Annotated in this window: 23 protein-coding genes; 11 read left to right on the top strand and 12 right to left on the bottom strand. The window is 66.8% G+C overall.

What is annotated here, in order from left to right; genetic code table 11:
• The first annotated feature begins 54 nt into the window (after positions 1–54).
• Complete coding sequence (locus ACFWIX_RS13530; RefSeq protein ID WP_377216653.1) at positions 55–504, top strand: hypothetical protein; 450 nt, start codon at positions 55–57, stop codon at positions 502–504.
• Between the two features lie 169 nt (positions 505–673).
• Here the strand turns inward: ACFWIX_RS13530 and ppc are convergent, their stop codons facing one another.
• Both ppc and ACFWIX_RS13520 read right to left on the bottom strand, forming a co-directional pair.
• Positions 674–3,496 (bottom strand): phosphoenolpyruvate carboxylase, encoded by a 2,823-nt coding sequence (gene ppc / locus ACFWIX_RS13525; RefSeq protein ID WP_377216652.1) that lies wholly within the window; start codon positions 3,494–3,496, stop codon positions 674–676.
• 158 nt (positions 3,497–3,654) lie between these two features.
• Positions 3,655–4,344, bottom strand: coding sequence for an NADPH-dependent F420 reductase (locus tag ACFWIX_RS13520; RefSeq protein WP_377216651.1), 690 nt, complete (start codon positions 4,342–4,344; stop codon positions 3,655–3,657).
• Between the two features lie 136 nt (positions 4,345–4,480).
• Here ACFWIX_RS13520 and ACFWIX_RS13515 point away from each other — a divergent pair, with 136 nt between their 5' ends.
• Positions 4,481–5,101 (top strand): TetR/AcrR family transcriptional regulator, encoded by a 621-nt coding sequence (locus tag ACFWIX_RS13515; protein WP_377216650.1) that lies wholly within the window; start codon positions 4,481–4,483, stop codon positions 5,099–5,101.
• Positions 5,098–5,934, top strand: coding sequence for a DUF1684 domain-containing protein (locus ACFWIX_RS13510; protein WP_377216649.1), 837 nt, complete (start codon positions 5,098–5,100; stop codon positions 5,932–5,934). The genes ACFWIX_RS13515 and ACFWIX_RS13510 overlap by 4 nt, the downstream gene beginning before the upstream one ends.
• A gap of 57 nt (positions 5,935–5,991) precedes the next feature.
• Here ACFWIX_RS13510 and ACFWIX_RS13505 read toward each other — a convergent pair whose 3' ends face one another.
• Complete coding sequence (locus ACFWIX_RS13505) at positions 5,992–7,197, bottom strand: acyl-CoA dehydrogenase family protein (RefSeq protein ID WP_377216648.1); 1,206 nt, start codon at positions 7,195–7,197, stop codon at positions 5,992–5,994.
• Complete coding sequence (locus ACFWIX_RS13500) at positions 7,194–7,985, bottom strand: SDR family NAD(P)-dependent oxidoreductase (RefSeq protein WP_377216647.1); 792 nt, start codon at positions 7,983–7,985, stop codon at positions 7,194–7,196. Before ACFWIX_RS13500 ends, ACFWIX_RS13505 begins: the two co-directional genes overlap by 4 nt.
• Positions 7,986–8,109: 124 nt before the next feature.
• On the opposite strand from ACFWIX_RS13500, the gene ACFWIX_RS13495 reads away from it, so the two are divergent.
• Positions 8,110–9,393, top strand: a complete 1,284-nt coding sequence (locus ACFWIX_RS13495) for a glycoside hydrolase family 76 protein (protein WP_377216646.1) — start codon at positions 8,110–8,112, stop codon at positions 9,391–9,393.
• Between the two features lie 34 nt (positions 9,394–9,427).
• Here ACFWIX_RS13495 and ACFWIX_RS13490 read toward each other — a convergent pair whose 3' ends face one another.
• Positions 9,428–10,021 carry a YdeI family protein gene (locus ACFWIX_RS13490; protein ID WP_377216645.1) on the bottom strand — a complete coding sequence of 198 codons (594 nt, stop codon included), beginning with the start codon at positions 10,019–10,021 and terminating at the stop codon, positions 9,428–9,430.
• A gap of 83 nt (positions 10,022–10,104) precedes the next feature.
• Between ACFWIX_RS13490 and ACFWIX_RS13485 the strand changes: the two genes are divergently transcribed.
• The 5 genes from ACFWIX_RS13485 to tgt all read left to right on the top strand — a co-directional run bounded on the left by ACFWIX_RS13485 (position 10,105) and on the right by tgt (position 14,643).
• Positions 10,105–10,830, top strand: coding sequence for a VOC family protein (locus tag ACFWIX_RS13485; protein ID WP_377216644.1), 726 nt, complete (start codon positions 10,105–10,107; stop codon positions 10,828–10,830).
• 9 nt (positions 10,831–10,839) lie between these two features.
• Positions 10,840–11,379, top strand: a complete 540-nt coding sequence (locus ACFWIX_RS13480; RefSeq protein ID WP_377216643.1) for an NUDIX hydrolase family protein — start codon at positions 10,840–10,842, stop codon at positions 11,377–11,379.
• An 89-nt stretch (positions 11,380–11,468) separates the two neighbouring features.
• A complete protein-coding gene (locus ACFWIX_RS13475) occupies positions 11,469–12,542 on the top strand; it encodes a DUF6707 family protein (protein WP_377216642.1) in 1,074 nt (357 codons plus the stop codon).
• 48 nt (positions 12,543–12,590) lie between these two features.
• Positions 12,591–13,328: an SRPBCC domain-containing protein gene (locus ACFWIX_RS13470; protein WP_377216641.1), complete on the top strand. Its 738-nt coding sequence runs from the start codon at positions 12,591–12,593 to the stop codon at positions 13,326–13,328.
• A gap of 28 nt (positions 13,329–13,356) precedes the next feature.
• Positions 13,357–14,643 carry a tRNA guanosine(34) transglycosylase Tgt gene (gene tgt, locus ACFWIX_RS13465; RefSeq protein WP_377216640.1) on the top strand — a complete coding sequence of 429 codons (1,287 nt, stop codon included), beginning with the start codon at positions 13,357–13,359 and terminating at the stop codon, positions 14,641–14,643.
• A gap of 13 nt (positions 14,644–14,656) precedes the next feature.
• Here the strand turns inward: tgt and ACFWIX_RS13460 are convergent, their stop codons facing one another.
• Both ACFWIX_RS13460 and ACFWIX_RS13455 read right to left on the bottom strand, forming a co-directional pair.
• A complete protein-coding gene (locus ACFWIX_RS13460) occupies positions 14,657–15,685 on the bottom strand; it encodes an ornithine cyclodeaminase (protein WP_377216639.1) in 1,029 nt (342 codons plus the stop codon).
• 218 nt (positions 15,686–15,903) lie between these two features.
• The gene (locus ACFWIX_RS13455; protein ID WP_377216638.1) at positions 15,904–17,391 is read right to left on the bottom strand and encodes a helix-turn-helix domain-containing protein; all 1,488 of its coding nucleotides are present in this window, start codon (positions 17,389–17,391) and stop codon (positions 15,904–15,906) included.
• A 176-nt stretch (positions 17,392–17,567) separates the two neighbouring features.
• Between ACFWIX_RS13455 and aceA the strand changes: the two genes are divergently transcribed.
• On the top strand, positions 17,568–18,884 hold the full coding sequence (gene aceA / locus ACFWIX_RS13450) for an isocitrate lyase (protein WP_377216637.1): 1,317 nt from the start codon (positions 17,568–17,570) through the stop codon (positions 18,882–18,884).
• A 97-nt stretch (positions 18,885–18,981) separates the two neighbouring features.
• Positions 18,982–20,634 carry a malate synthase A gene (aceB, locus tag ACFWIX_RS13445; RefSeq protein WP_377216636.1) on the top strand — a complete coding sequence of 551 codons (1,653 nt, stop codon included), beginning with the start codon at positions 18,982–18,984 and terminating at the stop codon, positions 20,632–20,634.
• Positions 20,635–20,878: 244 nt separating this feature from the next.
• Here the strand turns inward: aceB and ACFWIX_RS13440 are convergent, their stop codons facing one another.
• From ACFWIX_RS13440 to ACFWIX_RS13420, 5 genes are all read right to left on the bottom strand, one after another.
• Complete coding sequence (locus ACFWIX_RS13440; RefSeq protein ID WP_377216635.1) at positions 20,879–22,072, bottom strand: CynX/NimT family MFS transporter; 1,194 nt, start codon at positions 22,070–22,072, stop codon at positions 20,879–20,881.
• A 61-nt stretch (positions 22,073–22,133) separates the two neighbouring features.
• Complete coding sequence (locus ACFWIX_RS13435; protein WP_377216634.1) at positions 22,134–22,883, bottom strand: ThuA domain-containing protein; 750 nt, start codon at positions 22,881–22,883, stop codon at positions 22,134–22,136.
• Position 22,884: 1 nt separating this feature from the next.
• On the bottom strand, positions 22,885–23,979 hold the full coding sequence (locus ACFWIX_RS13430) for a Gfo/Idh/MocA family protein (protein ID WP_377216633.1): 1,095 nt from the start codon (positions 23,977–23,979) through the stop codon (positions 22,885–22,887).
• A gap of 61 nt (positions 23,980–24,040) precedes the next feature.
• Positions 24,041–24,940 (bottom strand): carbohydrate ABC transporter permease, encoded by a 900-nt coding sequence (locus ACFWIX_RS13425; protein ID WP_377216632.1) that lies wholly within the window; start codon positions 24,938–24,940, stop codon positions 24,041–24,043.
• The gene (locus ACFWIX_RS13420) at positions 24,940–25,794 is read right to left on the bottom strand and encodes a carbohydrate ABC transporter permease (protein WP_377216631.1); all 855 of its coding nucleotides are present in this window, start codon (positions 25,792–25,794) and stop codon (positions 24,940–24,942) included. The genes ACFWIX_RS13425 and ACFWIX_RS13420 overlap by 1 nt, the downstream gene beginning before the upstream one ends.
• Positions 25,795–25,936: the final 142 nt, after the last annotated feature.

Genomic DNA, 25,936 nt, shown 5'->3' with positions numbered 1-25,936 from the left:
ATCATGAGACGGACCCCATTTCGCTTGCTGGCTGCAATCTTTGCAGGGCTGCTTGTGTCAATGCTGACTATCAGCGGCGCGTCAGCAGCAGGTCAGAGGGACCTTGCACAGGTACGCCAGGCAACGGCCCAGTATCACGACGTCGACGCAGCCATTGCTGCTGGATACGTACCCGTAGGTGACTGTGTTCCAGGCATGGGCTACCACTACGTAAACTTCAGCCAGTTTGGGCACATGGATCCGCTGGTTCCGGATGCCTTCACATATGCGTCTGACGGAGCAGGTGGACTCCAGCTGGTAGCCGCAGAGTGGTTCAAGGTAGACGCGGACCAGTCCCTGGCAACGGACGACGACCGGCCCACCATGTTTGGGAAGGCATTCGATGGCCCCATGCCGGGGCACGAGCCCGGAATGCCTGTCCATTACGATCTCCACGCCTACCTCTGGCAAGGTAATCCGGACGGCGTCCTGGCGACGTTCAACTGGAATGTCACCTGCCCTTAGCGGGACGAGCGGCCCTGGTGCTTAGCGTGGGCCGAGACCACGCGCTCTCTCACTTGCTGCGTAAGATCTCGGAATCCTCTCTCACCAGCCGGGCGATAACACGGCAGGGGTGAGAGAGGATCCTGAAAAACCCGACTTTAAGTGAGAGAGCGTCGGGATAACCCGGGGGTTATCCGGTGTTGCGCAGGCCGGCTGCCACACCGTTCACGGTGATCAGCATGGCCCGCTGCAGGCGCTCATCGATTTCGCCGGCGCTGATGGTTCCCGCGGCTTCGGCGTCCTGGGCCCGGACGCGGCGCAGCAGTTCCACCTGCAGGTAGCTGATGGGGTCCAGGTACTGGTCACGGATCTCGAGCGAGCGCTTGAGCGTGGGCTGTGCGTCCAGGAGCAGGTTCTCGCCGGTGAGCTGCTGGATTTCACTGACCGTGAGCTCGTACTCCTCGCGGATGGTGTTGAAAAGGTGGTGGAGCTCCTCCGGGACCAGAGTGGCCACGTAGTATCCGGCGATGTCCATATCCGTCTTGGCCAGGGTCATCTCCACGTTGGACAGGACGGACCTGAAGAAGTGCCACTTCTCCATCATCTCGGCAAGCTGGGCTGAGTTTCCAGCTTCGCGGGCTGCCTTGAGGCCGGAGCCTACTCCAAACCAGCCGGGCACGATCTGCCGGGACTGGGTCCAGCCGAACACCCACGGGATCGCCCGCAGCCCGCCCAGGCCGGCGCCGGAGTCGGGGCGTTTGGACGGCCGGGAGCCGATGTTCAAAGAACCGAGCTGCTCCACAGGGGTGGACGCCAGGAAGTACGCCGGCAGGTCGGGGTGGTCGATCAGCTGGCGGTAGCGGTCGAAGGCGGCATCGGAGATGACCTCCATGACGTGCCCATACCGTTCGCGCTGGTCCTCGGACGTGCGCGGGTCCCGGTGCAGGGCGGAACCCTGCAGGACCGCGGCCAGGGAAAGCTCCAGGTTTTCGCGGGCCAGCTCCGGGAGGGAGTACTTGTCCGAGATGACCTCGCCCTGCTCGGTGAACTTGATCTCACCTTCCAGGACGCCGTTGGGCTGGGCCATGATGGCGTCGTAGGTGGGCCCGCCGCCACGGCCCACGGAGCCGCCGCGGCCGTGGAAGAGGCGCACGCGCACGCCGTGCTTGGCGGCCACGTCACGGAGCTTGCGCTGGGTCTTGTGGATCTCCCACTGGCTGGTCATCACGCCGGATTCCTTGTTGGAGTCCGAGTAGCCAAGCATGATTTCCTGGATGTCCCCACGCAGCCTGACCAGGTCACGGTAGGACGGGTCGGAGAGCAGCCGGTCGATGATTTCAGCGGAAGCGCGCAGTTCCTCAACGGTTTCCAGCAGCGGCGCAAAGCCGATCTTGGCGTACGGCTTCTCGCCGAACAGGTTGACCAGGCCTGCCTCGCGGGCCAGGACGGCGGCGGCGAGGACATCGTCCGCGCCCCGGGTCATGGAAATGATGTAGGTCTCGATGACGTCGGGACCATAGGCGCGCAGGGCGCGGCGGATCTCACGGAAAACGTCGTACGTGCCGTCAGCGGCGCCGTCGAGCTTGATTGGGTGGCCGGAGAGCGGACGGCGGGAAGCGAGCTCGGAGCCGAGCACCTCGAACCGTTCCTCCCGGCTCAGCTCGGCGTAGCGCAGGCCGGGGCCGCCGAGGCGGTCCATCAGCTGTCCCACGGCGTCGTGGTGGTGGTCCGCATGCTCGCGGATGTCCAGGGTGGCAAGGTGCAGGCCGAAGGAGGTGATGGCGCGGCGGGCACGGGCCAGCGCACCGTCCGCGGCGAGCGTGGCCGAGTGGTTCCGAAGGGACAGTTCCAGCAGGTCAAGATCCGCCAGGAGTTCATCGGTTCCGCTGTAATCGCGGCCGTGCTGGTGGTTGGAGTCTGCGGAGACGCGCTTGCCGGTGTTGATCAGCTTCGCCTTGATGCAGGTCAGCTTGAGGCGGTAGGGCTCCTGCGCGTTGAGTTCCAGCACACGCTTGTCCAGGCCGGGCAGCTTCTCCAGGTCCGCTGCGATCGAGTCCAGCAGCTGCTGGTCCGCACCGGCCAAGGCTGTGGAGTTGGACAGAATGGAAATCAGCTCATCGATCATTCCAATGCTGATGCGCACGGCGTTCTGGTTCTGGATCTGCAGGATTTCCCGCGTGACGGCCGCCGTGACGTTGGGGTTGCCGTCACGGTCCCCGCCGATCCAGGAGCCGAACCGGATGGGCGCCTCGTGGGAGGGCAGGCTGACGCCGTGCTCGCCCAGGAGCTCGGAGAAGTCCGTCAGCATCTCCGGCATGGTGTCGGTGAGGATGCCGCCCAGGTAGTAGATGGCGTTGCGGGCCTCGTCCACCGGCGTGGGCCGGACTTGGCGGAGCTCGTCCGTCTGCCACATTTGGTCGATAATCTCGGCCAGCTGGCGGTCCTGTCGGCGGCGGGCCGTGGTTCCTTCGACGGTGGGCCGTGCCAGCACGTCCGAAAGCTTGCGGATCTTGTCGAGCACCGAACGGCGGGATGCCTCGGTAGGGTGGGCGGTGAAGATGGGGCGGACGTCCAGCCCGTCCACCACTTCCTGCAATACTCCGGCGCCTGCCTTGTCGGCGATGTCCGCCACGGCCTTGGCCAGCCAGCCGTCCTTTTCGGCGCGTGTGCGCAGCCCGCGCACCCGGTGGACCTGCTCGGCAGCGTTGGCGAGGTGGAAGTAGAACGCGAAGGCGCGCACCAGGTCGGTCGCCTGCTCGATGGGCAGGGAGCCGAGCAGCTCGCGCACCTGGGCCACGACGTCGTGCGCGCTCCACGGGCCCGTGGCGTCCGCACCCCCGCGCGCCGCTTCCTTGGACTCCTTGGTGAGGAGACGCACCTGCTCCACGAGGTCCAGAAGCTCAGGGCCGTGCTGGCGGACCAGGGATTCGCCGAGCAGCGTGGAAACCCGGCGGACGTCGGCCCGGAGTTCGGATGCGAGGTCGGATTCGGAATTCATTGCAGTGTGAGCCATGGAAACTAATCTTTCGAGGGTTCGGACTTGGCTCGTACACTGCGCTGGATACTGTGAGCCGCGTTACTAGCTAACGATGCTACCCGGAGGTCGCGGCCGGGTGGGAATCCATCTCAGATAATGTCATCCGGTGGGTAACGTACGCCCATGGACGCCGCCTACCCGGCCGTGCGCGCCACCTTGAAATTGAAGTCTGCGTTGCCCAGTGCACCCCAGAGCCGCAGCCACAGGGGGAGCACCATTTCAGTGCCGCGGGCAGTTGTGATGTCGCCCAGGTCGATGATGTCCCGGTGGCCGAACTCGCCGAGGAGGCCGCGCACCACGTCCTTGGCATCCCGGTCATTGCCCGAGAGGAACACGGAGTGGTCACCTCCGGCAACACTTCCAGGGTCCACCATGATGGCGGCGTTCATGGTGTTGAGTGTTTTGACGACACGCGCGTCAGGGAATGCGCGCTGGAGCTGCTCGGCCAGGCTGTCCGTGTTGACCGGGTTCAGGGACGGCGGGAAACCCTCCGAGAAGTCGAGCGGGTTGGCTATGTCAACGATGATCCGGCCAGCCAGGTTTTGCGCTCCCGCTGCCTTCAGGGCGGCCAGGGAGCCGCTTCCGTTGGTCGCGTTCACGATGACGTCGCCACCTTCCGCCGCTTCGGCGAAGGTGGCCACCCTGATTTCCTGATGTTCGGCGTGCCACTCCGCAAAGGGCGTGCCGCCCATGGGCCCCGCTTCGACCCGGGCCAGTGTGGCCTCCGGGTCCCGGGTTCCCACCGTGACGTCGTGGCCGTTGGCCGCGAGGGCTCCGGCAATGGCCGTTCCCACCATTCCGGTCCCAAAAACCGCAATCTTCATATCCCGCTCCCTTGTTTCACCTAGACACTTCCGGCAGACAGACCTGTCTACCTGCTGGACGAGACGGTATCAGACAGACTTGTCTACTGCAAGGAATCGCCCTGAATAGACAGACCGGTCTGTGTACGATGGAGTCATGACGCCGATTCCGGCCGCGAGGACACCCGCGGGGCATGCAAGGGAAAGAATCCTCGACACCGCCTTCCGACTCTTTTACGCCCAAGGACTTCGGGCTGCCGGAATCGACACCATCATCGCCGAATCCGGCGTGGCCAAAGCCACGTTCTACAAATATTTCCCGGCCAAGGATGACCTGATCATCGCCTACCTGGACAAGGTCGACACCGTCTGGACCGGGCAGCTGAAAGCCGCCGCGGAAGCTGCCGGACCCGACCCCGCGGACCAGCTGGTGGGCCTGTTTGACGCCCTCGGCGCAGCCTGCCGCCGGGACGGGTACCGCGGCTGCGCCTTTATCAACGCAGCTGCCGAGTCGGCCGCCGAGACCAGGGTGCACCAGCGAACCGTAGCCCACAAGCAGCAGGTTCTCGACTGGCTTGAGACCCTCGCGGCCCAGGCTGGAGCAGACGATCCAGCCCGGCTGGCCCGCAGCATTTCCCTGCTGCTCGACGGCGGCCTCGCCAGCGGCGCCCTTGATGCAGACCCCGCCGCGGCAGACGCCGCCCGCTCAGCCGCGGCTGCGGTGGTTGCCGCCGCTGTAGGACCGGCGCCCGCTCGCACTGCCCGGGAGGAACCATGACTACAGCCCCGGACGCCAAGCTCGAGCGCTGGCAGCGTTTCCGCGCCAACCGCAACAACGCCCTCGCAGCCCGCCACGGCTGGCTCACCCTCACCTCGTTCGCGTGGCTCGGGGAGTCTCCGGCCGCCGTCGAGGGCATCCCCGGGCTTTGGTCCACGGACGGTACGACGGCGGCGCTCACCGCTGTGCCGGCCGACGGGCTTTCGCTGGTGGAGACAGGGGCACCGGTGGACGGAACCGTCACGGCTGCCCTCGCCGACGAGGAATCGCTGATGTGGGTCCAGTTCGGCGGGCCGGACGGGGACCAGGTGGTGGTGGAACTGGCCATGCGCGCCGGCCGGTACGCCCTCCGCACCAGGGATGCCGGCTCGCCGGTGCTGACCGGGTTCGACGGCGTGCCCACCTTCCCTTATGACCCCGCCTGGGAGGTTACGGGCCGCTTCGAGCCCTACACCGAACCGGTGGACGTGCCCATCAGCACGGCCAACCCGCTGGTTGACGGCGTGCACCGGAGCGTGGGCGAGGTGGTGTTCCGGCTGCCCGGGAGCAGCCATGAAGTGCGGCTGCAGGCGGAGGAGGAAAAGCTGGGTGCCCTCACCGTGACGTTCCACGACGAGACCAACGGCGACACCACGGACGACTGGCGGAAGCTCTCCATGCCGCGGCCCCGGCCCAATCCGGACGGGACATTCAGCGTGGTCCTGGACTTCAACCGGGCCATCAACTACCCCAGCGCGTTCACCCCGTATGGCACGTGCCCCATGCCGGTGCGGAACAATAGCCTGGACGCCCGCGTGGAAGCCGGCGAGAAGCGGCCGTTCCCGGAGGACTGAGGCCGCCCTTCCGCGGGCCGCCCCTTCTCCCGGCACCCCGCCCCTTGCCCTGGCCTTCTAGACGATCGCCGACATTCCCGTGACCGACCGTCCCACGATCAGGCTGTTGATCTCGTACGAGCCCTCGTAGGTATAGATGGCCTCGGCGTCGGCAAAGATCTTGGCCATCCGGTAGTCCGTGACGATCCCGTTGCCGCCCAGCAGGGACCGGCCCAGCGCCACGGTTTCCCGCATGCGGGCGCTGATGAAGGACTTGGCCAGGGCAACCTGCGCCATGTCGGCGGCGCCCTCCTCCTGGAGCCGCGCCAGGCCCGCCATCATGCCCATGCTGGCCACGGCGTTGCCCAGCATGGTCACCAGCTGCTGCTGGACCAGCTGGAACCGGGCCAACGGGCGGCCGAACTGCTGCCGCTCCACCGCGTACTGCCGGGCCACGTCGAAGGCAGCGAGCTGCTGCCCCACCGCCTGCCAGGCGACCATGATCCGGGAGCCACGCAGCAGCTCGTTGGTGTCCTCGAAGCTGTTGATGGCCGCGAACCGGTCCGCTTCCGCCACCCTGACGTCGGTGAACACGATGTCCGCGTTCTGCACCGTCCGCAGTGCGATCTTGTTCTCGATCCGGCTGCGGGTGACACCCGGCAGGGTGGCGTCCACGATGAATCCGCGGACTGCACCGTCCGCGTCATCCTTCGCCCACACCAGCATGTAGTCGCAGAACGTCCCGTTGCCGATCCAGCGTTTGGCGCCGTTGAGCACCCAGGTGTCGCCGCCGTCGTCGGCCATTCCCGTGGCGGAGGAAATGCGGCGCGCGCGGGTCTCCATCCCCCCGGCGACGTCGGATCCGTGGTCCGGTTCGGTCAGCGCGAAGGCGCCAGTGATGCGCAGACTGGCCGCGTCATCGAGGAGCCGCGCACGCTGGTCCTGGGTACCGAAGGCGTACAGGGACTCGACGAAGAGGTCGTGGTGGACCATGAAAAACGTGGCGATCGAGGTGTCCACGCGGGTCATTTCGGCGATGACCAGCCCGGCGAACAGGTGGCTGTACCCGCGCTGGGCCGGCGTGCTCAGCTCCAGCGCGGCGAGCTTGGGCAGGATGTGCGCCGGGAACTCCGCCTTGTTCCACCAGTCCCCCGCGTACGGCGCGATCTCCGCTGCGAGGAAGGCGCGCAGCTCGGCGAGCTTGTCCCGTTCGCCCTGACTGAGCAGGGACTCGTAGGCGAAGAAGTCCGCTTCCGGCAGGACCGCCGTGGCCGCGGGACTCACTTGGGACCCATCCGGATGGCGCCGTCGAGGCGGATGGTTTCGCCGTTGAGCATGGCGTTGTCCACGATGTGCGCCACCAGGTTGGCGTACTCCGCGGGCTTGCCCAGCCGCGACGGGTGCGGCACCTGCGCGCCCAGCGAATCCTGGGCCTCCTGCGGCAGTCCGGCCATCATGGGCGTCTCGAAGATCCCCGGCGCGATGGTGACCACACGGACCAGCGAGCGCGCCAGTTCGCGGGCGACAGGCAGTGTCATCGCGGCCACGGCACCCTTGGACGCAGCGTAGGCGGGCTGCCCGATCTGCCCGTCAAAGGCTGCCACCGAGGCGGTGTTGACGATGACGCCGCGCTCCGGACCGCCGAGTTCAGTGGCAACCGGTTCGGTGGTGACCATCGCGGCCGCGGCGAGCCGGAGGACGTTGAACGTCCCGATCAGGTTCACCTGGACCACGCGGCTGAAGGCCTCCAGCGGCAGCACGCCGTCGCGCCCCAGCACCTTCCCCGGTGTGGCGATGCCGGCGCAGTTCACCACCACGCGCAGCGGGCCGAGGCCCATCGCGGTGTCGACGGCGGCCCGCACCTCCGCCTCGTTCGTCACGTCCGCGGGAGTGAACACGGCGGTACGGCCGTCTCCGGCAGCGTTCAGTTCCGCGGCAAAAGCCTCCCCGTCCGACGACGGGAGGTCCACGAGCACCACGGAGGCACCGTCGTCGAACATCCTCCGGGCCGTGGCGGCACCCAGCCCCGAGGCGCCTCCGGTAATCAGCGCAACGCTGCCTGCAACGTCCATACATCCTCCTTGATGCGTACCCCGGCCGCCGCACGGACAGGAATGTTAGTTAGTGAATGTTAACTGAAATGTGTCCGGGGCGCACCCTTTGGGCCCGCTGCCGGCCATGGCTAGGGTGGAACGCATGACGCCTACGGATGCAGCCCGCCCGCAGTGGCATGACCGCGCCAACCACGCCGCCCGCTCCGTCACCGCACTGTTCGGCAGGAGGCTGCTGCTTCTTCCGGGTACACACCTGGGCGCCGTCTCCTGGTCTGGGAGTTCCCCTTCCGGGCGCTCGGGCTCCGGGAGGTTCGCGGACTGGCGCGCGAGGCTCATCCAGGGGAACGCAATCCGGGCCCTCTTCCAGCCGTGGCACTACTGGTGGCAGGCGCATTACGTCGACTGCCTGGTGGATACGGGCCGGCGGGAACTCGGCGGCGGCGCCACGCCTGCCGCCCGGTTCAACGGTCCGCGCCGGCCCAGCGCCGGGCGGCTGGCCTCGCGGCTGGTGACAGGGATCCGGCTGCGCAACGCCTTCACCTTCGTCAACAGCTACTACGACGACATGGCCTGGCTGGCCCTCGCAACGGACCGGCTGGACCGGCTCGCCGAAGAAACCCGCAGGCCGGGACGGCGGCGCAATGCAGCGGTGCGGAAGTCGCTGGCGCTGCAGTTCGATTCCGCAGCCACCTCGGACTTGGGTGGCGGCGTCTTCTGGAGCAAGGCCCGGGACTTCAAGAACACGCCCGCCACCGCGCCCATTGCCCTCTTTTATGCCCGGACAGGCCAGCAGACGAAGGCCCAGTCATTGCTGGACTGGCTGGATGCGACGCTCTTCGACGCCGAACGCGGCCTGTACCTCGACGGCGCCCGGCTCAACTCCCGCGGCGAAGTGGTCCTGGAACGCACGGTGTACACGTACAACCAGGGGCCGGTGCTGGGCGCGCTCCTGGAGCTTGGCGGTGAAGCCAACCTGGCGCGGGTGGCTGACGTCGTTGCCGCAGTTGACCGGCACCTGACCGTGGACACCGGCGCAGCACCGGCATCCCCCGAAAATCACAAGGTGTTGCGCTGCGATGGAAACGGCGACGGCGGCCTGTTCACCGGGATCCTCTGCCGCTACCTCGCCCTCGCCGCCACAGACCCGGGACTGCCCGAGGCCGCGCGGGAGACGGCCGCCCGCCTGGTGCTGGACACCGCCGAGGCTTTTTGGGCGGGCCGGCGCCCGCTGGCCGCGGAGGAGTCGGCGGGCCTGTCACCCGCAGGCCGCAATGCTTCGATCTTCTCCCTGCACGCCGAGCGGCCGGCGAGCGAAACATATCCGCCAGGCGCCGCCGTCGAACTTTCAACCCAGCTGCAGGCGTGGATGACGCTGGAGGCGGCCGCGGCCATCGCAGACCGACGGGATGCAGCCGCCGCGCCCTGACCGGGCCGGGCGCCGTGTTCGCAGGACTGGGTACTCAGGCGGGCTTCCTCTTTTGCGGGTACGGCGTCTCCCCGCGCGCCAGCATCTCTACAAGAGCGGCAATCTTGCGTTCCCGCGTTGCCGCCTGCTTCACCGAGTCCGTCCGGTAGATCAGCGCGAACCGATTCACCGACGTCAGGACATCGAACATCGCCTGCGCTTCCGGAACGGCGGCGATCGCTGCGGCGAGATCGCCCGGGACTACCGCCGTCGCCTGCCCTGCATACGCCGCCTCCCACCGCCCGTCAGCCTGCGCACTTTCGATGGCGGCGCGGCCCGCGTCGTCCATCCGGCCGGCGGCTTCGAGCCGTCCCGCGCGCCCCACGTTCCTGGCTGACCACGGGCTCTTGGGGGCGCGGCGCGTCATCCGCTGGAGGTAGCTCCCGGCGTCGCGCTTCCTGACCTGCCCGTCAATCCATCCAAAGCACAGCGCCTCGTCCAGCGCCGCATCGTAATCCAGCCGGGTGACGTTCCCGCCCTTCTTATGGAGAACCAGCCACACGCCCGGACTGTCCCGGTGATTTGTTTCCAGCCAGGCCCGCCACGCAGCGGCGTCTGCCACCAGCAGCTCCTCAAGTTCAATGGCCATGGCCCTATTTTGCACGGTGCCGGAGACTTCGGGAGGTGGCATGATGGCGGTATCTTCGCTGTTCCGGATTCGAGGAGTACCCCATGCTGCGTGTCCGCCCCATCCACTTCACCTCCAGCGCCGGGAGCTGGGAACGGCTTCTCACCGCACTCGGGATGACCGGCGGAGAGGACGACGGCGGCCGCCGGGTCTTCACCGCCGGCTCCGGCAGGCTGGTGCTGCAGCAGGTCGCGGCCGGGTCCGCCGAGGACGGCACCACCGCATTCTCCGTGGAGGTGGGCGACCCGGCAGAGTTTGCCCGCCGCACCAACCTCGCTGCCCAGGCGGACACCTCCGGGACAGACATCGCACAGGCGCACGGCGACTCGTGCCGGGTCACGGCGCCGGACGGCTTGAGTTTCGCGGCAGAAAAAGCACCCCACACCGTCCCGCTGGATGGCACCGACCCCGCGCTCGCCGTCGTCGGCGTCTGGTTCACGCCCGATCCCGGCACGGCCGCTGCCACCCTGCTGCACATGGGCGCCCGCCCGCGCCCGGTTCCGGACAACGACGAAACCGCCGACTTCACAGCCAAGAATGGCGGCGTCCTCCTGGCCCGTCCGGCGTCCGGCCAGCCCCGCGGCGGCTTCGGCTTCGAGTACGACGGCGGCCTGGAACCGCTGCGGGAACGGCTCGTTTCCGCCGGATTCAGTCCCACCGTCACCGAGGAGGCGTTTGGCAGCACCGTGCACGTGGCCAGCCCCGGTGCCGAAGCCGCGGCACATGCGCCGGAGTCGGTATGGATCTCGCTGCGCCACCCCATGCGGTAGAACTTAACCATGAACCTGCGCACCCCTGACCCGAATCCCGGCTGGCTCTCCGAAGAGGACCTTTTTGAGGCGCGCGGCCGGCTGCCCATGGTCTATGTGGAGGCTGTCCCGGTCAGGCTTGATCCGCTCGGGTTCGTCAACGAGGTGGGCACGCTGCTGCAGGCGGACGAGGACGGGACCATGGTCCGGTCCCTGGTGTCAGGCCGTGTGATCTATCGCGAAACGATCCGCGCCGCACTGCTCCGCCACATGGAAAAGGACCTGGGCCCGCTGGCGTTTCCGCAGTTGCCCATCAGCCCGGTGCCGTTTACGGTGGCCGAATACTTCCCCGCACCCTCGCAAACCGGCTTCACGGACGACCGGCAACACGCCGTGTCCCTGGCCTACATCATCCCCGTCACCGGCGAATGTGAACCCCGGCAGGACGCGCTGGAACTGACGTGGATGACCCCGGAGGAAGTCCTCAGCCCCGGCGTTCAGCTGGAGTTCACCGGCGGCCGCGGCGGACTGATCCGGCAGGCCCTTGCCTTCGCCGGCGTGGGCTTCTAGGGCCGTCGCCGGGCCCGCGGGGGTCCCCACGTCCGGTCAGCCGTCTTTGTAGACTGTAGGGCGGACCGCAAGAGAACGTAAGGACTCCCATGACCGAATCACCAGCCGCGAGGCGCCACAGTGAACAGCAGGCAGGGGCCCTGGCCGCCGGCAGCACCATCGTCCTGCCGGACGGTGAACGGACCGCGGAAATCCACCGCGTTGACCTGGAACTTGATGACTTTGGCGCGCCCGCACTGGTGCTCGCCAGCCTGGCCGGCGGAGGCACGCTGCGCATCGCCGTGGGTACCGCGGTGACGGTCCTGGAACAGGATCACGACGTCGTCCGGCGGCTTCCGTTCGCCGGCGCGCCCGGCGTGCTGGCCGATGAAGAAGCCCCAAGCCCGCCCTCCGCCCAGACTGGGACCGGGGAAGCCGCCACAGCCGCACCTGCCGGGGACGGGCCCGGGCAACCCGGCGCGAAGGCGGCTCCGGCGGCCGGGGCCCCCGCCGTCGTCGTACCTCCACTTCCTCCGGCGCCGCCGGTACTGCCCGGACCGAGCGAGGAGGACCTGGCGCTGATCCCGGTGCCGCAGGGCACGCCCGAATCCGTGGTGGAGGCCGCCGCGGAAGCGCACCCCGACTCCGAGGGCGTCCTGCTGCTGGCGGACCGGCTGGCCAAGGGCGTCAACGTGAAGTCGGGAAGCTGCCTAAAGGACCTCAGCGACCTGGCGCACGAACTGTTCATCACGCTCAAGGATCCGGACACGGCTCTCTCGGTTGCGGACCTGATCACCGTGTTGCCGTACGACGGGAACCCTGGGCGGTGGTCGTCGGTGGAGGCCGCGCTGGCGCTGGCCAGTTACATCTGCCGGCAGGAAGGCCACGACGAACGCGCCGCTGTGTACGAGAAACTCCTGCGCACCCCGGAAAACCAGGAAACCGACCCGTTCAAGGCCCGGATGGCGGCCAAAGTGCGGCAGCGGTCATTGAACGAGCCCAACCTGTACGACAAGGAAATCTTCCGCTCCATCGACAACTCCAACCACGACGCCGAGCGCGAGTGGCGGCTGCTGCGTCTCGAATCGCTGCTGTTCCTGCGCGCGCACGGTGGATCGGAGACCATCGGCGCCTCGGAGCTGGAACGACGGATCAGCAACGAACTGGACGCAGTCCGCAGCTGAGCAAATAACCCCTACCCGAGGCCCGGCGGGAGTTGTACATTCGGGGCTATGACGAACAATCTGAGCGTACTGATCAACGCTGACGCGCCGCAGGTCTGGACCATGCTGCGCGAACCGTCAAGAGTAGCCCAATGGCACGGCTGGCAGGCCGAAAACCTGGATGCCGAGATCAAGGAGATCTACTTTTCCGGCGACGTGGAGGAATCCGCGGACCACACCAGCCTGACCGTTCATGGCGGGGACACGTTCGAGCTGCATCCGGTTCCGGGCGGCACCCGGGTCAGCGTGACCCGGGGGGCCCGCGAGCATAATTCCGAATGGGCAGCCTGGGACGAGGACATCACGCAGGGCTGGCTCATGTTCCTGCAGCAGCTGCGGTTCGCGCTGGAACGGCATCCGCACGGCAAACGCCACACGTTGACGCTGCAGCTGCCAGGCGGGGATTCCGGGGCCGGTTCCGGAGCCATCCAGAAGCTGGGGCTGACGGACCTTCCCGCTCCCGGCGAAGATTACCGGCTGACCCTTGCGACCGGCGAGGAGATTTCCGGCAAGGTGTGGTTCCGCACCGGCCACCAGGTTGGACTTACGGTGCACGACTATGCCGAGCACGGCGAAGGCCTGCTGATCGTGGCGGACCATCCGGAAATCAAGGACGTGCAGCCGGACAACGGATCCATCGTGGTGGCATCCACGTATGACCTCGGCGCGGGCAGACTGGATTCGATCCGCTCCTCGTGGGACTCGTGGCGTGCAGAGAATTACCCGTCATCCGGGCCCGTGAGCTGAGCTTCGTTTTTGCTGGCACACTGGTACGGTGCCAGCCAACCCCGCCCCCGCCGTCCCTGCGGTCCAGTCACAGTTTTCCTTCGAGGTGGGCACCCGCCTGACTGAATCGTGCCCGCCGTCGTCCGCCCAGATCGAAGGGAACGGCGGGGAATTCCTGGGCCGCACCGGCACCATCACCACCCCGCACGGCGAGATCCAGACGCCAGCGTTCATCGCCGTCGGTACCAAAGCGACGGTCAAGGCCGTGCTGCCCGAGTCCATGGCGGACCTCGGTGCACAGGCGCTGCTGGCCAACGCGTACCACCTGTACCTGCAGCCCGGCGCCGACATCCTGGACGAGGCCGGCGGGCTGGGCGCATTCATGAACTGGCCCGGGCCCACCTTCACTGACTCGGGCGGGTTCCAGGTGATGAGCCTGGGCTCGGGGTTCAAGAAGGTCATCGACATGAAATCGGTGGATGCCTCGGGCCCCGACGACGCCGTGGCGCCCGGCAAGGAACGCCTGGCACACATCGATGACGACGGGGTCTGGTTCAAGTCGCACCTGAACGGCGACCGGCACCGCTTCTCCCCCGAGATCTCCATGCAGGTGCAGCACAAGATCGGCGCGGATATCATGTTCGCGTTCGATGAGCTCACCACGCTGCAGAACTCGCGCGGCTACCAGGAGGACTCGCTGGAGCGGACCCGGCTGTGGGCTGAGCGGTGCATCAATGAGCACTTCCGGCTGACCGCTGAGCGCGCCGGCAAGCCATACCAGGCGCTGTTCGGCGTCATCCAGGGCGCGCAGTACGAGGACTTGCGCCGGAAGGCCTGCCGGGACCTTGGCGCCATGCCGTTCGACGGGTTCGGGATCGGCGGCGCCCTGGAGAAGGAGAACCTCGGCACGATTGTCCGCTGGTGCAACGAGGAACTGCCCGAGGACAAGCCGCGCCACCTGCTGGGCATCTCCGAGCCGGACGACATCTTCACCGCCATCGAAAACGGTGCCGACACCTTCGACTGCGTCTCCCCCACCAGGGTTGCCCGTAATTCCGCGTTCTACACACCCTATGGGCGGTTCAACCTTTCCGGCGCCAAGTACAAAAGGGACTTCGGTCCCCTGCAGGACGGCTGCGACTGCTACACCTGCCAGAACTACTCCCGGGCCTACATCCACCACCTGTTCAAGGCGAAGGAGATGGTCTCCGCCACGCTGATTTCCATCCACAACGAGCGGTTCGTGGTGAAGATGGTGGATGACGCCCGGCTGGCCATCGAGTCCGGCACGTTCTTCGATTTCAAGGCCGAGACGCTGGGGCGGTACTACTCCTAAGGCCCTCTGCCGCTCAGCCTACCGGCGAGAGCGCGCCCACCAGGCCGAAGAGGTCCTTGGGGTCCTCGGGGTTGGCCACGAGGTCGATGTCCTCGTAGAAGTCCGTGCCGGCAACAGCGTCCCGCACGTACCGCAGGGCGGAGAAGTCCTCGATCGCGAAACCCACGGAGTCAAAGATCGTCACCTGTTCCGGGGATGTCCGGCCGGCGGCCCTCCCCGTGAGGACCTGCCAGAACTCGGTCACCGCAAAGTCCGCGGGCATCTGCTGGATCTCGCCCTCGATGCGCGTCTGCTCCGGGAATTCGACGAACACCTCGCCCAGCTCCAGGATCCTCGCATCCAGCTCGGTCTTGCCGGGGCAGTCGCCTCCGATAGCGTTGACGTGGACTCCGGGCCGGATCAAGTCCGCGGTAAGGATGGTGGCGTTGGCCTTGTCCGCTGTGCACGTGGTGATCACGTCCGCGCCCGCCACGGCGTCCGCTGCAGAGGTGGCCAGGGTGATATCGAAGCCGTACGGGGCCATGTTGCGGCGGAACTTGTCCATCGCGGCGGGGTCCGTGTCCCACATCCGCAGAGTGGTGATGCCCAGCGCGCTCCGGAAGGCCAGGGCCTGGAATTCGGACTGGCTGCCGCTGCCGATCATGGCCATCACGCTGGAACCCGGCCGCGCCAGCTTCCGAGCCACCATGCCGGACGTCGCTGCGGTCCGGAGCGCCGTGAGTACGGTCATTTCCGTGAGGAACGTGGGGTAGCCGTTGTGGACATCGGCCAGCACACCGAAGGCGGTGACGGTCTGGAAACCGCGGGACGGATTGGAAGGGTGGCCGTTGACATACTTGAAGCCGTAGGTCTCATGATCGCTGGTGGGCATCAGCTCGATGACGCCGAAGGGGGTGTGGCTGGCAACGCGCGGCGATTTGTCGAAGCTCTCCCACCGGCGGAAGTCGGCTACAAGATACTCCATGATGCCGGCGATGATGGGCTCGGGGCCGGTCGAGGCGACCCAGCGGACCATGTTGCGGACGTCGACAAAGCGCGTCATTGCGCCTCCTTGGGATTGGTAAACAAATGTTGCCTAAGGCTAACCTTGCGGGCGCCAAACGACAACAGCCTTCCGCCGGCCGGTCCCTAAGTCCGCGGAATGCTCCGAAGATTCCCGCGTGCCATCGTCGTCTGCGACGTACCAACTGATGGCCCGCGTGACCGCTGCCCGGCCGTCCGCTTGGCGGAAACCTCATCACGTGAGAGAGGGTCCCGGAGTTACGCTCCCGAATGCGCCTGCAGGAAGGTGTACACCTCGGTCTCGTCCACGCCGGGGAAGGCGCCCGGCGGCATCGCGGCCAGGAGGTGCGAGTGTGCCCGCGCCGACGGCCAGGCGTTACCCGCCCACTCTGACGTGAGGGACTCCGGCGGCCGCTTGCAGCAGGTGGGGTCCGGGCAACTGGAGGTGGCCCGCGCCGTCGTCTCCCGCCCGCGGAACCACTTCACGTGCTGGTACGGAACCCCGATGCTCAATGAAAACTGCCCGGTGGCAGAGCGCTCAGTGCGGGCGGTGCACCAGTACGTACCGGAGGGCGTGTCAGTGTATTGGCTGTAGGCGCTGAACTTGTCCGGTACGTCGAACACGGCCCGCGACGTCCATGCCTTGCACGACGGTTGGCCCTCGATGGCCCCGGTGTGGTCCTGCGGGAAGTTCACGCCGTCGTTCTCATAGGCCTTGTAGATGATGCCGCTCTGGTGCGTCTTCTGGAAATGCGTCGTGATGCCCAGGTGCTTAGTGGCCAGGTTGGTGAAGCGGTGCGCCGCGGTCTCGTAGGACACGGCGAACGCATCCCGGATGTCCTCAACAGCAATTTCCTTGGCAGCCTTGGCTTTTTGCAGAAATTCCAGGGTGGCCTGCTCAGGAAGGAGGAGAGCGGCGGCGAAGTAGTTGGTGGCCACGCGCTGGGCCAGGAAGTCGCCGTAGTTCTTGGGGGTCTCATGGCCCAGGACGTAGTGACCGAGGGCCTGGAGCAGCACCGAGCGGGGGTCATGGTCCTGCCGCTGACTCTGAGTCAGGTAAATTCTGCGGTTCTTCAAATCGGTCACTGAGCGGGTGGAGTGCGGCAGGTCGCCCACGTGGTGGAGGCTGAATCCGAGGTGCGCTGCGATGTCCGCGATGACGTGCTGGCTGAGCGGGCCGGTGGTGTATCCAACCTCCTTGAGAACCTTTTGCGCCTCGGCCTCGTACTCCGGAAAGTAGTTGCCGCGCTCGCGCATCATGGCCCTGAGTTCACCGTTGGCGCGGCGGGCTTCCTCGGGGGTCGCAACCTGTTCGTTCATCTTCCGTTCGAGCTCGTGCAGCAGACCCACCTGGGCCTCCAGCACATCCAGCGGAAGCCGCGAGCTGATGCGGATTTTGGGCAGGTTCAGCGACTCGTACAGCGGCCCGCGCTGATACCGTTCCAGCTCGATTTCCAGGGCTGCCCGGCGGCTGGGCGGTTCGGCCCCGAGCAACTGGTCGATTCCCACATTGAGGGCCCCCGCGAGCTGCTGCAGCAGGCCCAGCTTGGGTTCCCGCTTGCCGTTCTCGATCAGGCTCAACTGGCTGGGAGCGGTGCCGACGGCGGCGCTCAGGTCATCGAGCGTCAGCCCGGCCTGCTTGCGCAGATGGCGCACGCGGCGGCCCAGCGAGATGACGTCCAGTTCCGGGGTGGCGGGGGCGGACGGGGGCAGTAAAACTTCCCTGTTCCAGCTTGAAGGCGACATTTCTGAAGAATACGCGAAGAAGTGCGTTTCTTTCCAGAGTTTTCCTCTAGAAAGGTGGTTGAAAGTGCAGAAAAGTAGTCCTCACGGAAAGAAACACCGCACCGGACAAGCCGGTGGGAGCCTCAACGACGCGGCTCCCGCCTCTTCCATCCGGAGCTCAACCAAGGAGATCAACGATGACTGCAGCATTTGAGCCCACCCAGCAGACGCCCGAAGAGCAGGCTGCGGCCCTGGAGCTCGAGTGGGCCGCCAATCCCCGCTGGGAAGGTGTGACCCGCGACTACTCAGCCTCGGACGTCGTCCGCCTCCGCGGCCGCGTCTCCGAGGAACACACCCTGGCCCGCCGGGGGTCCGAGAAGCTCTGGAAGCAGCTCACCGAAGAGCACGCCACCGGCAAGTACACCAACGCCCTCGGCGCCCTGACCGGCAACCAGGCCGTCCAGCAGGTCAAGGCAGGCCTGCGCGCCATCTACCTCTCCGGCTGGCAGGTCGCCGCAGACGCCAACAACTCCGGCCACACCTACCCGGACCAGTCCCTCTACCCCGCCAACTCGGTCCCCACGGTTGTCCGCCGCATCAACAACGCCCTGCTCCGCGCCGACCAGATCGAGTACTCCGAAGGCGTCCAGACCGTTGAAGACTGGCTGGTTCCGATCGTCGCCGACGCCGAAGCCGGCTTCGGCGGACCGCTGAACGCCTACGAGCTGATGAAGTCCATGATCCAGGCCGGCGCCTCCGGCGTTCACTGGGAGGACCAGCTCGCTTCCGAGAAGAAGTGCGGCCACCTCGGCGGCAAGGTGCTGATCCCTACCCAGCAGCACGTCCGTACCCTCAACGCAGCCCGCCTGGCAGCGGATGTTGCCGGAACGCCGTCGGTCATTATTGCCCGTACCGACGCCGAGGCAGCGACCCTGATCACCTCGGACGTCGACGAGCGAGACCGCGAGTTCATCACCGGCGAGCGCACCGCCGAGGGCTTCTACAAGGTCCGCAACGGCATCGAACCCTGCATCGCCCGCGCCAAGGCCTACGCCCCCTACTCGGACCTGATCTGGATGGAAACCGGCACCCCGGACCTGGAGCTGGCCCGCAAGTTCGCTGAAGCCGTCAAGTCGGAGTTCCCGGACCAGATGCTCTCCTACAACTGCTCCCCGTCCTTCAACTGGAAGAAGCACCTGGACGACGCCACCATCGCCAAGTTCCAGCGGGAGCTCGGCGCCATGGGCTTCACCTTCCAGTTCATCACCCTGGCCGGCTTCCACGCCCTGAACTACTCGATGTTCGACCTCGCCCACGGCTACGCCCGTGAAGGCATGAGCGCCTACGTCGAACTGCAGGAGAAGGAATTCGCCTCCGAGTCACGCGGCTACACCGCAACCAAGCACCAGCGCGAAGTCGGCACCGGCTACTTCGACGACATCGCCACTGCGCTCAACCCGAACGCATCCACCCTGGCACTGGTGGGATCCACCGAAGAAGGCCAGTTCCACTAACCCCACCCCTCCCCAAGTAAGTAGCACTAAGTGCCGTTTTGGAGGCTCAAAACGGCACTTACTGCTACCCAGTTGGGACCTTGCAAGGAGAACTCCCATGAACAGCTTCACCGACTCTTTTACGATCAACGGCATCACTCTGACTGCGCAGCCGATTTGCCGGCAGGACGAGGTGCTCACGCCTGATGCGCTGGCCTTCGTCGCGAAGCTGCACCGGGCCACCGCCGAACGGCGGCAGGAACTCCTCAAGGCCCGCCGTGCCCGCCGGGCTGAGATCGCCGCCGGCGCCGACCCGCGGTTCCTTCGCGAGACCGAGCACATCCGCAACGACCCGTCCTGGCGCGTCGCTCCCCCGGCCCCCGGCCTGGAAGACCGCCGCGTGGAGATCACCGGCCCGGTGGACAAGAAGATGGCCATCAACGCGCTGAACTCCGGCGCCAAGGTGTGGCTGGCGGACATGGAGGACTCCCTAACCCCCACATGGCGGAACGTCATCAAGGGCCAGCTGAACCTCACGGATGCCCTGGAGCGCCGGATCGATTTCACCACCGATGAGGGCAAGGAGTACAAGCTGCGCCCGTCCGGTGAACTGCCTACTATCGTGGTCCGTCCGCGCGGCTGGCACCTGCCGGAAAAGCACATGCTGATCGACGGCGCCCCGGTGGCCGGCGGCATCGTGGACTTCGGCCTGTACTTCTTCCACAACGCGCGCCGGCTGCTCGCCCAGGGCAAGGGACCATACTTCTACCTGCCCAAGATCGAGAACCACCTCGAGGCACGGCTCTGGAACGACATCTTCATCATCGCCCAGGACCTGCTGGGCATCCCGCAGGGGACCATCCGTGCCACAGTCCTGATCGAAACCATCACCGCGGCCTTCGAAATGGAGGAGATCCTCTACGAACTCCGCGACCACGCCGCCGGCCTGAACGCCGGCCGCTGGGACTACATCTTCTCCCTGATCAAGAACTTCCGCACCCGCGGCCCGCGCTTCGTCCTGCCCGACCGCGGCCAGGTGACCATGACCCAGCCCTTCATGCGCGCCTACACCGAACAGCTGGTCCGGGCCTGCCACAAGCGCGGCGCCATGGCCATTGGGGGCATGGCGGCCGCTGTCCCCAACCGCAAGGACCCCGAAGCAAACGCCATCGCACTCGAGAAGGTGAGGGCGGACAAGGCCCGCGAAGCCCGCGATGGCTTCGACGGCTCCTGGGTGGCGCACCCGGACCTGGTTCCGGTGGCCCGCGAAGTGTTCGACGCCGCCCTCGGCGAGCGCACCAACCAGCTGGACCGCCAGCGCGAGGACGTCATCCCCGATGACCGGGCCCTGATCAACGTGGCCGCGACCACCGGCACCATCACCGAGCAGGGCATCCGGAACAACATCGAGGTGGGCATCCGCTACATCGAGTCCTGGCTGCGCGGCAACGGCGCGGTGGCCATCCACAACCTCATGGAGGACGCCGCCACCGCCGAGATCTCCCGGTCCCAGCTGTGGCAGTGGATGTACGCCAGTGCCATCACGGACCAGGGAGAAATCATCACCCACCACTGGGTTGAGGAGCTGCTGGACGAGGAGTTTGCACGCCTGGAACGGTTCGACGGCGACCGGTTCGAAGACGCCCGCGACATCTTCGAGGAGGTCACCATGGCCCGGGAGTTCCCGACCTTCCTGACCCTGCCCGCCTACGCCCGCTACCTCACCGAGGCCCGCGAACGGGCCACGCTGGAGGAGCTCGCCGCGGCCTGACTCGGCCGCAGCAGCACACACTTCCGTCCGCCGGGCCGGCATGCCCACCGCAACAGGCACCCCGAAATCCGGGAGCCGGGCCGGCGACGGAGCACCTCACCCGGACGCTCTCTCACTTGATGTCGCTTCTGCAACGACGCTCTCTCACTTTCCCCGTGAAAGTGAGAGAGCGTCGGCCGTTAACGGGCGTCGAGTGAGAGAGCGTGCGGAGGCGGGGTGCAGAAAGGCCGACGGCGGCGCCCGGCTAGCGCCCCTTGGGCACCCGCCGCACGGAGAGGGTAGTGCTGACGAAGAACGTGAGCACCGAGCCCAGGACTAGCAGCATCGGCACCGTCCAGGAGCCGGACAGCCCGTGGATGTAGCCCAGCAGCGGTGGAGCTGCGGCACCGATGGAGTAACCCACCCCCTGCACCACCGCGGACATCCGCCCTGCGGAGGCCTGGTCGCGGGCAATCTTGATGATCGCGATGAAGATCAGCGTGATCCCGCCGCCCTGTGCGATGCCGCCCAGGGAGGACCACAGCCACCAGCCCTGCGGCACCAGCAGCAGGCCCACGGGGACGGTCAGCCACATGACGCCGATGGTGACGGCAACCGTCGTCGTACTCGCTAGCCGCGCCACCAGCGGAACCCCCAGTCCGCCCGCGATGGCCAGGATCTGGAAGAGTGAAGACCCGGCGCCGGCAGCCGAGGGTGCCATGCCGAGTTCATCCGAGAGGAAGGTGGGCAGCCAGGCCGTGACCCCGTAGTAGGAGAAGGCCTGCCCCGCAAAGCCTGCCGTCAGGCCCGCCGTGGTCCACCGCGCCCCGGCGACCGGTGGCAATCGGGTGCCGGAACCGTCGTCGGGCGCTATCAGGAAGGCGCGCCGCGCCCCTACGGCGAGCGTCCAGAACACGACCGCCGCAACAGCCAGCAGCGCCACGGATGCCAGCGCCACCTGCCAGCCCGCGACGGCGGCGAGCGGTGCGGTGGTCACGGAGGTGAGGAACGAGCCGATGTTCAGCGCGGCCGTATAGATGCCCATCGCGGTGCCCTGGCGGGCAGGGGCGAAGTCGCGCCGGATGATCAGCGGAACGGCAATGTTGCCGATGGTGATGGCCAGGCCGATCACCACCGTGCCGCCCATGACCAGGGCCGGGCCGCCGGCGGAGCGCAGGAGCACCCCGGCCAGGACGCCCAGGATGGTCAGCGTAACGGCGAACTCGGCGCCGAATTTGCGCGCGGCGAGGGAGGCCAGCGGGGCGGCCAGCGAGAAGCAGAGGACGGGAATGCTGGTAAGGACGCCCAGCGTCGCCGGCGAGAACCCCAGGTCCGCCTGCATCATTCCCACCACGGGCGCCACGGCAACGAACGGACCGCGCAGGTTCAGCGCCAGCAGGCCGATGCAGGCAAGCAGGATCCAGCTATTGGGGACTCGGGCGAGGAGCCGGCCGCTCATGCGCGGGGCCGGGCGTACGGCATGTTCATCACCCCCATTGCTATCACGGCCAGCGGGTGGTTCAGGATTCCTGCACGTACCACCCGCGTGCGTGGTTGCTCACGGCCGGCTGCTCGCGGGAGATTTCCGGCTGGGCCGCCCAGCGGACGGCGTTGGCCAGCACCTGCCGGATTTCGGCCTGATGGTAGACCGGGTAGTCCTGGTCACCCGGGCTGAAGTAGAAGATCCGGCCCTTGCCTCGCGTGAATGTGACGCCCGAGCGGAACACCTCGCCGCCTTCGAAGGAGCTGATGAAGATGAGGTCGTCCGGGTCCGGGATGTCGAAAAGCTCACCGTACATCTCCTGCTGCGGGATGATCAGCGGGTTCGGGATGCCCTGCGCAATGGGGTGCGACGGTTTGACGGTCCACACCAGCTCACGTTCGCCCTCATTGCGCCACTTGAGCGAGCAGGTGGTGCCGAGCAGGCGGGTGAAGATGCGGGCGAAGTGGCCCGAGTGCAGTACCAGGAGGCCCATTCCGCCCAGGACGTGCCGCTGTACCCGGTCCACTACTTCGTCGCTGACCTCGGCGTGGGCCTTGTGACCCCACCAGAGCAGGACGTCCGTGGCAGCGAGCGCTTCCTCGCTGAGTCCGTGCTCCGGGTCAGCCAGTGTGGCGGTGCTGATGGCCGCCTCCGGCAGGTGGGCGCGGAGTCCGTCGGCAATGGCGCCGTGGATGCCGTCCGGGTACATCTCCTTCATGGTGGCAGGCTCGTTGTTCGCCTCGTGCACGCCTTCGTTCCAGACCAGGATGTTCAGGTTTTCAGTCATGTCAGAGTGCAACTTCCCGTTGTTCCAGGGCTGATCGGTAGCAGGCGTCCAGGACCAGGGCTCGGCTCAGGGCCACGGACCCGTCATGCTGGGGCCATACTTGCTCACCGCCGCGGACTGCGTCGATGAAGTCTTCCACCACCGCCTGGTGGGCCCGGCCCGGCTCGGCCAGTACGTCGTAGTCGGCGTTTTCGCCGTCCTTTTCCTTGAAGATCCGCAGGTCCGCCACCGGGGTCATGGACGCGCCGACGGCACGCAGTTCGGCCCCGCCCTCCGTGCCGTAGACCGTGAAGTCCAGCAGGTCGGCCTCTTCGCGGTAGGCTGCCCAGCCGGCTTCGAGGATGAGCGTGCCGCCGCCCTCAAGCCGGATAAAGGCTGTGGCGAAGTCCTCCACCTCGAACTTGTGGCTGGATTTCATGGCGGTGTAGCGGGCGTTGCCTCCCAGTCCGCGCGGCCCCAGCTCCGAGTGGGTGGCGGCCGAGACGGAGAGAACTTTCGGTTCACCCAGCAGGTGCAGCGAGTAGTCCAGCACGTGCACCCCGATGTCTGCCAGCGGGCCGCCGCCGGCCAGTTCCGGGTTGGTGAACCAGCTGCCCAGCATCGGGATCCCTGACCGTCGCAGCCACGAGGCCTTGGCGTAGTACGGCCGGCCCAGTTCGCCGTCGTCAATGATGCCCTTCAGCTTCTGGATGTCGCCGCGCCGGCGGTGGTTGAACGCGACATCCAGCACCCTGCCGGCCTTCCGTGCGGCGTCCACCATCGCCTGGCCTTCGACGCCGTTGCGCGCCAAGGGCTTTTCGCTCAGGACGTGCAGGCCCTTCCCGAGCGCCGCGACGGCGATCGGGGCGTGCAGGAAGGTGGGGACGGCCACGCTGACGGCGTCCAGCCCTTCCAGCTCGAGGAGGTCCTCCCACCGGGCGAAAGTATGCGGGATGGCGTATTCATCCTTCAGGCTGGCCAGAAGGTCCGCTTCCATGGCGGCAACGGCCACGAGTTCGACGCCGTCGATCGCTTTGTAGGCCTTGATGTGCTGCTGGCCGGCCCATCCGATGCCGACCACGCCCACTTTCAAGGTTTCCGGCTGCTGGTTGCTCACGGGTAGATCCTTCTCTTTTGGTGACGGGAGTCTGGGTAGGAAATGGTGTTGAACTGCGGGGTCAGCCTTTGACGGCGCCGGCGGTCATGCCGGACACAATCCTTTTCTGACAGACCAGGACCAGGATGACAAGGGGCAGCGTGATGAGGACTGACGCAGCACTGATGGTGCCCAGCGGCTGGTCAAACTCGCTGGCCCCGCTGAAGAAGGCGATGGCCACGGGGACCGGCCGTGCTTCGGGGGACGTGGTGAGTGTGACGGCCAGGAGGAACTCGTTCCAGACCGAGATAAACACAAGGATTGCTGTGGTCGCCAGCCCTGGAACTGCGAGCGGCAGGATGACCTTGTGGAAGGCCTGGAACGGTGAAGCACCGTCCATGTAGGCCGATTCCTCCAGTTCACGCGGGATCTCCTTGAAGAAGGAGGTCAGCGTGTAGATGGCCAGCGGCAGCGCGAACGTCATCTTGGGGATGATGAGGCCCAGGAGGGTGTCGTACAGGCCGATGTCCCGCCAGATGGCGAACATCGGCGCCGCGATGGCGATTGCAGGAAAAGTGGTCACGGACAGGACCAGCGTCAGGATCAGCGCCTTCCGGCGCATCTTGAGCCGGGCCAGGGCGTACGCGGCAAAGGACGCGAACACCAGGGCAAGGGTGGTGGTGACGACGGCGATGATCACCGAGTTCCGGAGCGCCAGCAGGAATTCGGCGTTCTGGAGCACACTGAGGTAGTTCTCGATCGTCGGCTCACTGGGGAACATTTCACCCTGGCCCAGGCTGGCACCCTTCTTCAGGGAAGTGTTCACCAACCAGTAGAACGGCACCAGCGAGAAGGCCATGACGGCCACGACGAAGAGCCAGGTGAGCGGGTGCAGCTTCGCTTCCCCGCGCAGCCGGCGCCGGGGCGCCCTGGATTTGGCGGGGGCGGAACCGGCGGGACGTTCCGCAAGCAACGTAGTCATCAGCCCTCCTTGGCGACGGCGCGGATATTGCTGCCCGCGAAACGGATGTACACCATGGAAACCGCCATGACGGTGAGGAAGGTCAGGATGGACAGGGCCGAGCCTTCGCCCACCAGCCGGTTCTCCCTCAGTTCGTTGTACGCCAGCATGGACATCGATTCGGTTCCGTTGGCACCGCGCGTCAGGACGAACGGCAGGTCGAAGACGCGCAGCGAATCCATGGTGCGGAAGATGGCGGCCAGCGCGATGGCGGGCTTCAGCAGCGGGAGCGTGACGTCCCGGAAGGTCTGCCATTTGCCGGCCCCGTCCAGTTCTGCAGCCTCATAGGTTTCGTCAGGGATGACCTGCAGGCCCGCCAGGATGATGAGAGCCGCAAAGGGTGTCGTCTTCCATACGTCGGCCAGGACCACCACGGCCATGGCGTACCCCGGCTCTCCCAGCCAGACGATATCGCCGCCCGGCAGGCCCAGCCCGGAGAGCACTGTGGTGACCAGGCCGAGGTTGGGCTCGAACATGGTTTCCCAGGTGATGGCGCTGACCACGGTGACGATCGCGTAGGGCAGCAGCACGATGGTTCGCAGCAGTGCCCGCCCGCGGAAAGCCAGGTTGAGCAGGAGCGCCATGGCCGTCCCCAGGATGAGTTCCAGGGAAACCGAGAGTCCGGAGAACAGGAAGGTTTGCCCGAACGCGGCCCACCACTCGCGGCTGCTGAGGGCCGAGATGTAGTTGTCAAGCCCCACGAAGCGGGACAGGCCGGCCTGGCGGACGCTGTACTGGTTCAGCGACAGCCAGATGGCGTAGCCGATCGGAACAGCGGCCACCAGTGCCATCAGGATGAGCGACGGTGCCGTCATCCTGATGGCCAGGCGGCGTTCTGCCCGGTCGTGGGGGGGGGGGGGGGGCGGGGCCGCGGGCGGGGGCGGCCGGGGGGGGGGCGGGGACGGCGGGGGGCGGGGGGCGGGCGGGGGAGTAGCCGGCGAGGGGGTGGGGGGGGCG

Origin of the sequence: Pseudarthrobacter sp. NPDC058362, from assembly GCF_042723515.1 — a bacterium.
In the GTDB taxonomy this organism is placed as follows: domain Bacteria; phylum Actinomycetota; class Actinomycetes; order Actinomycetales; family Micrococcaceae; genus Arthrobacter.
This window is presented reverse-complemented; position numbering and strand designations above follow the sequence as displayed.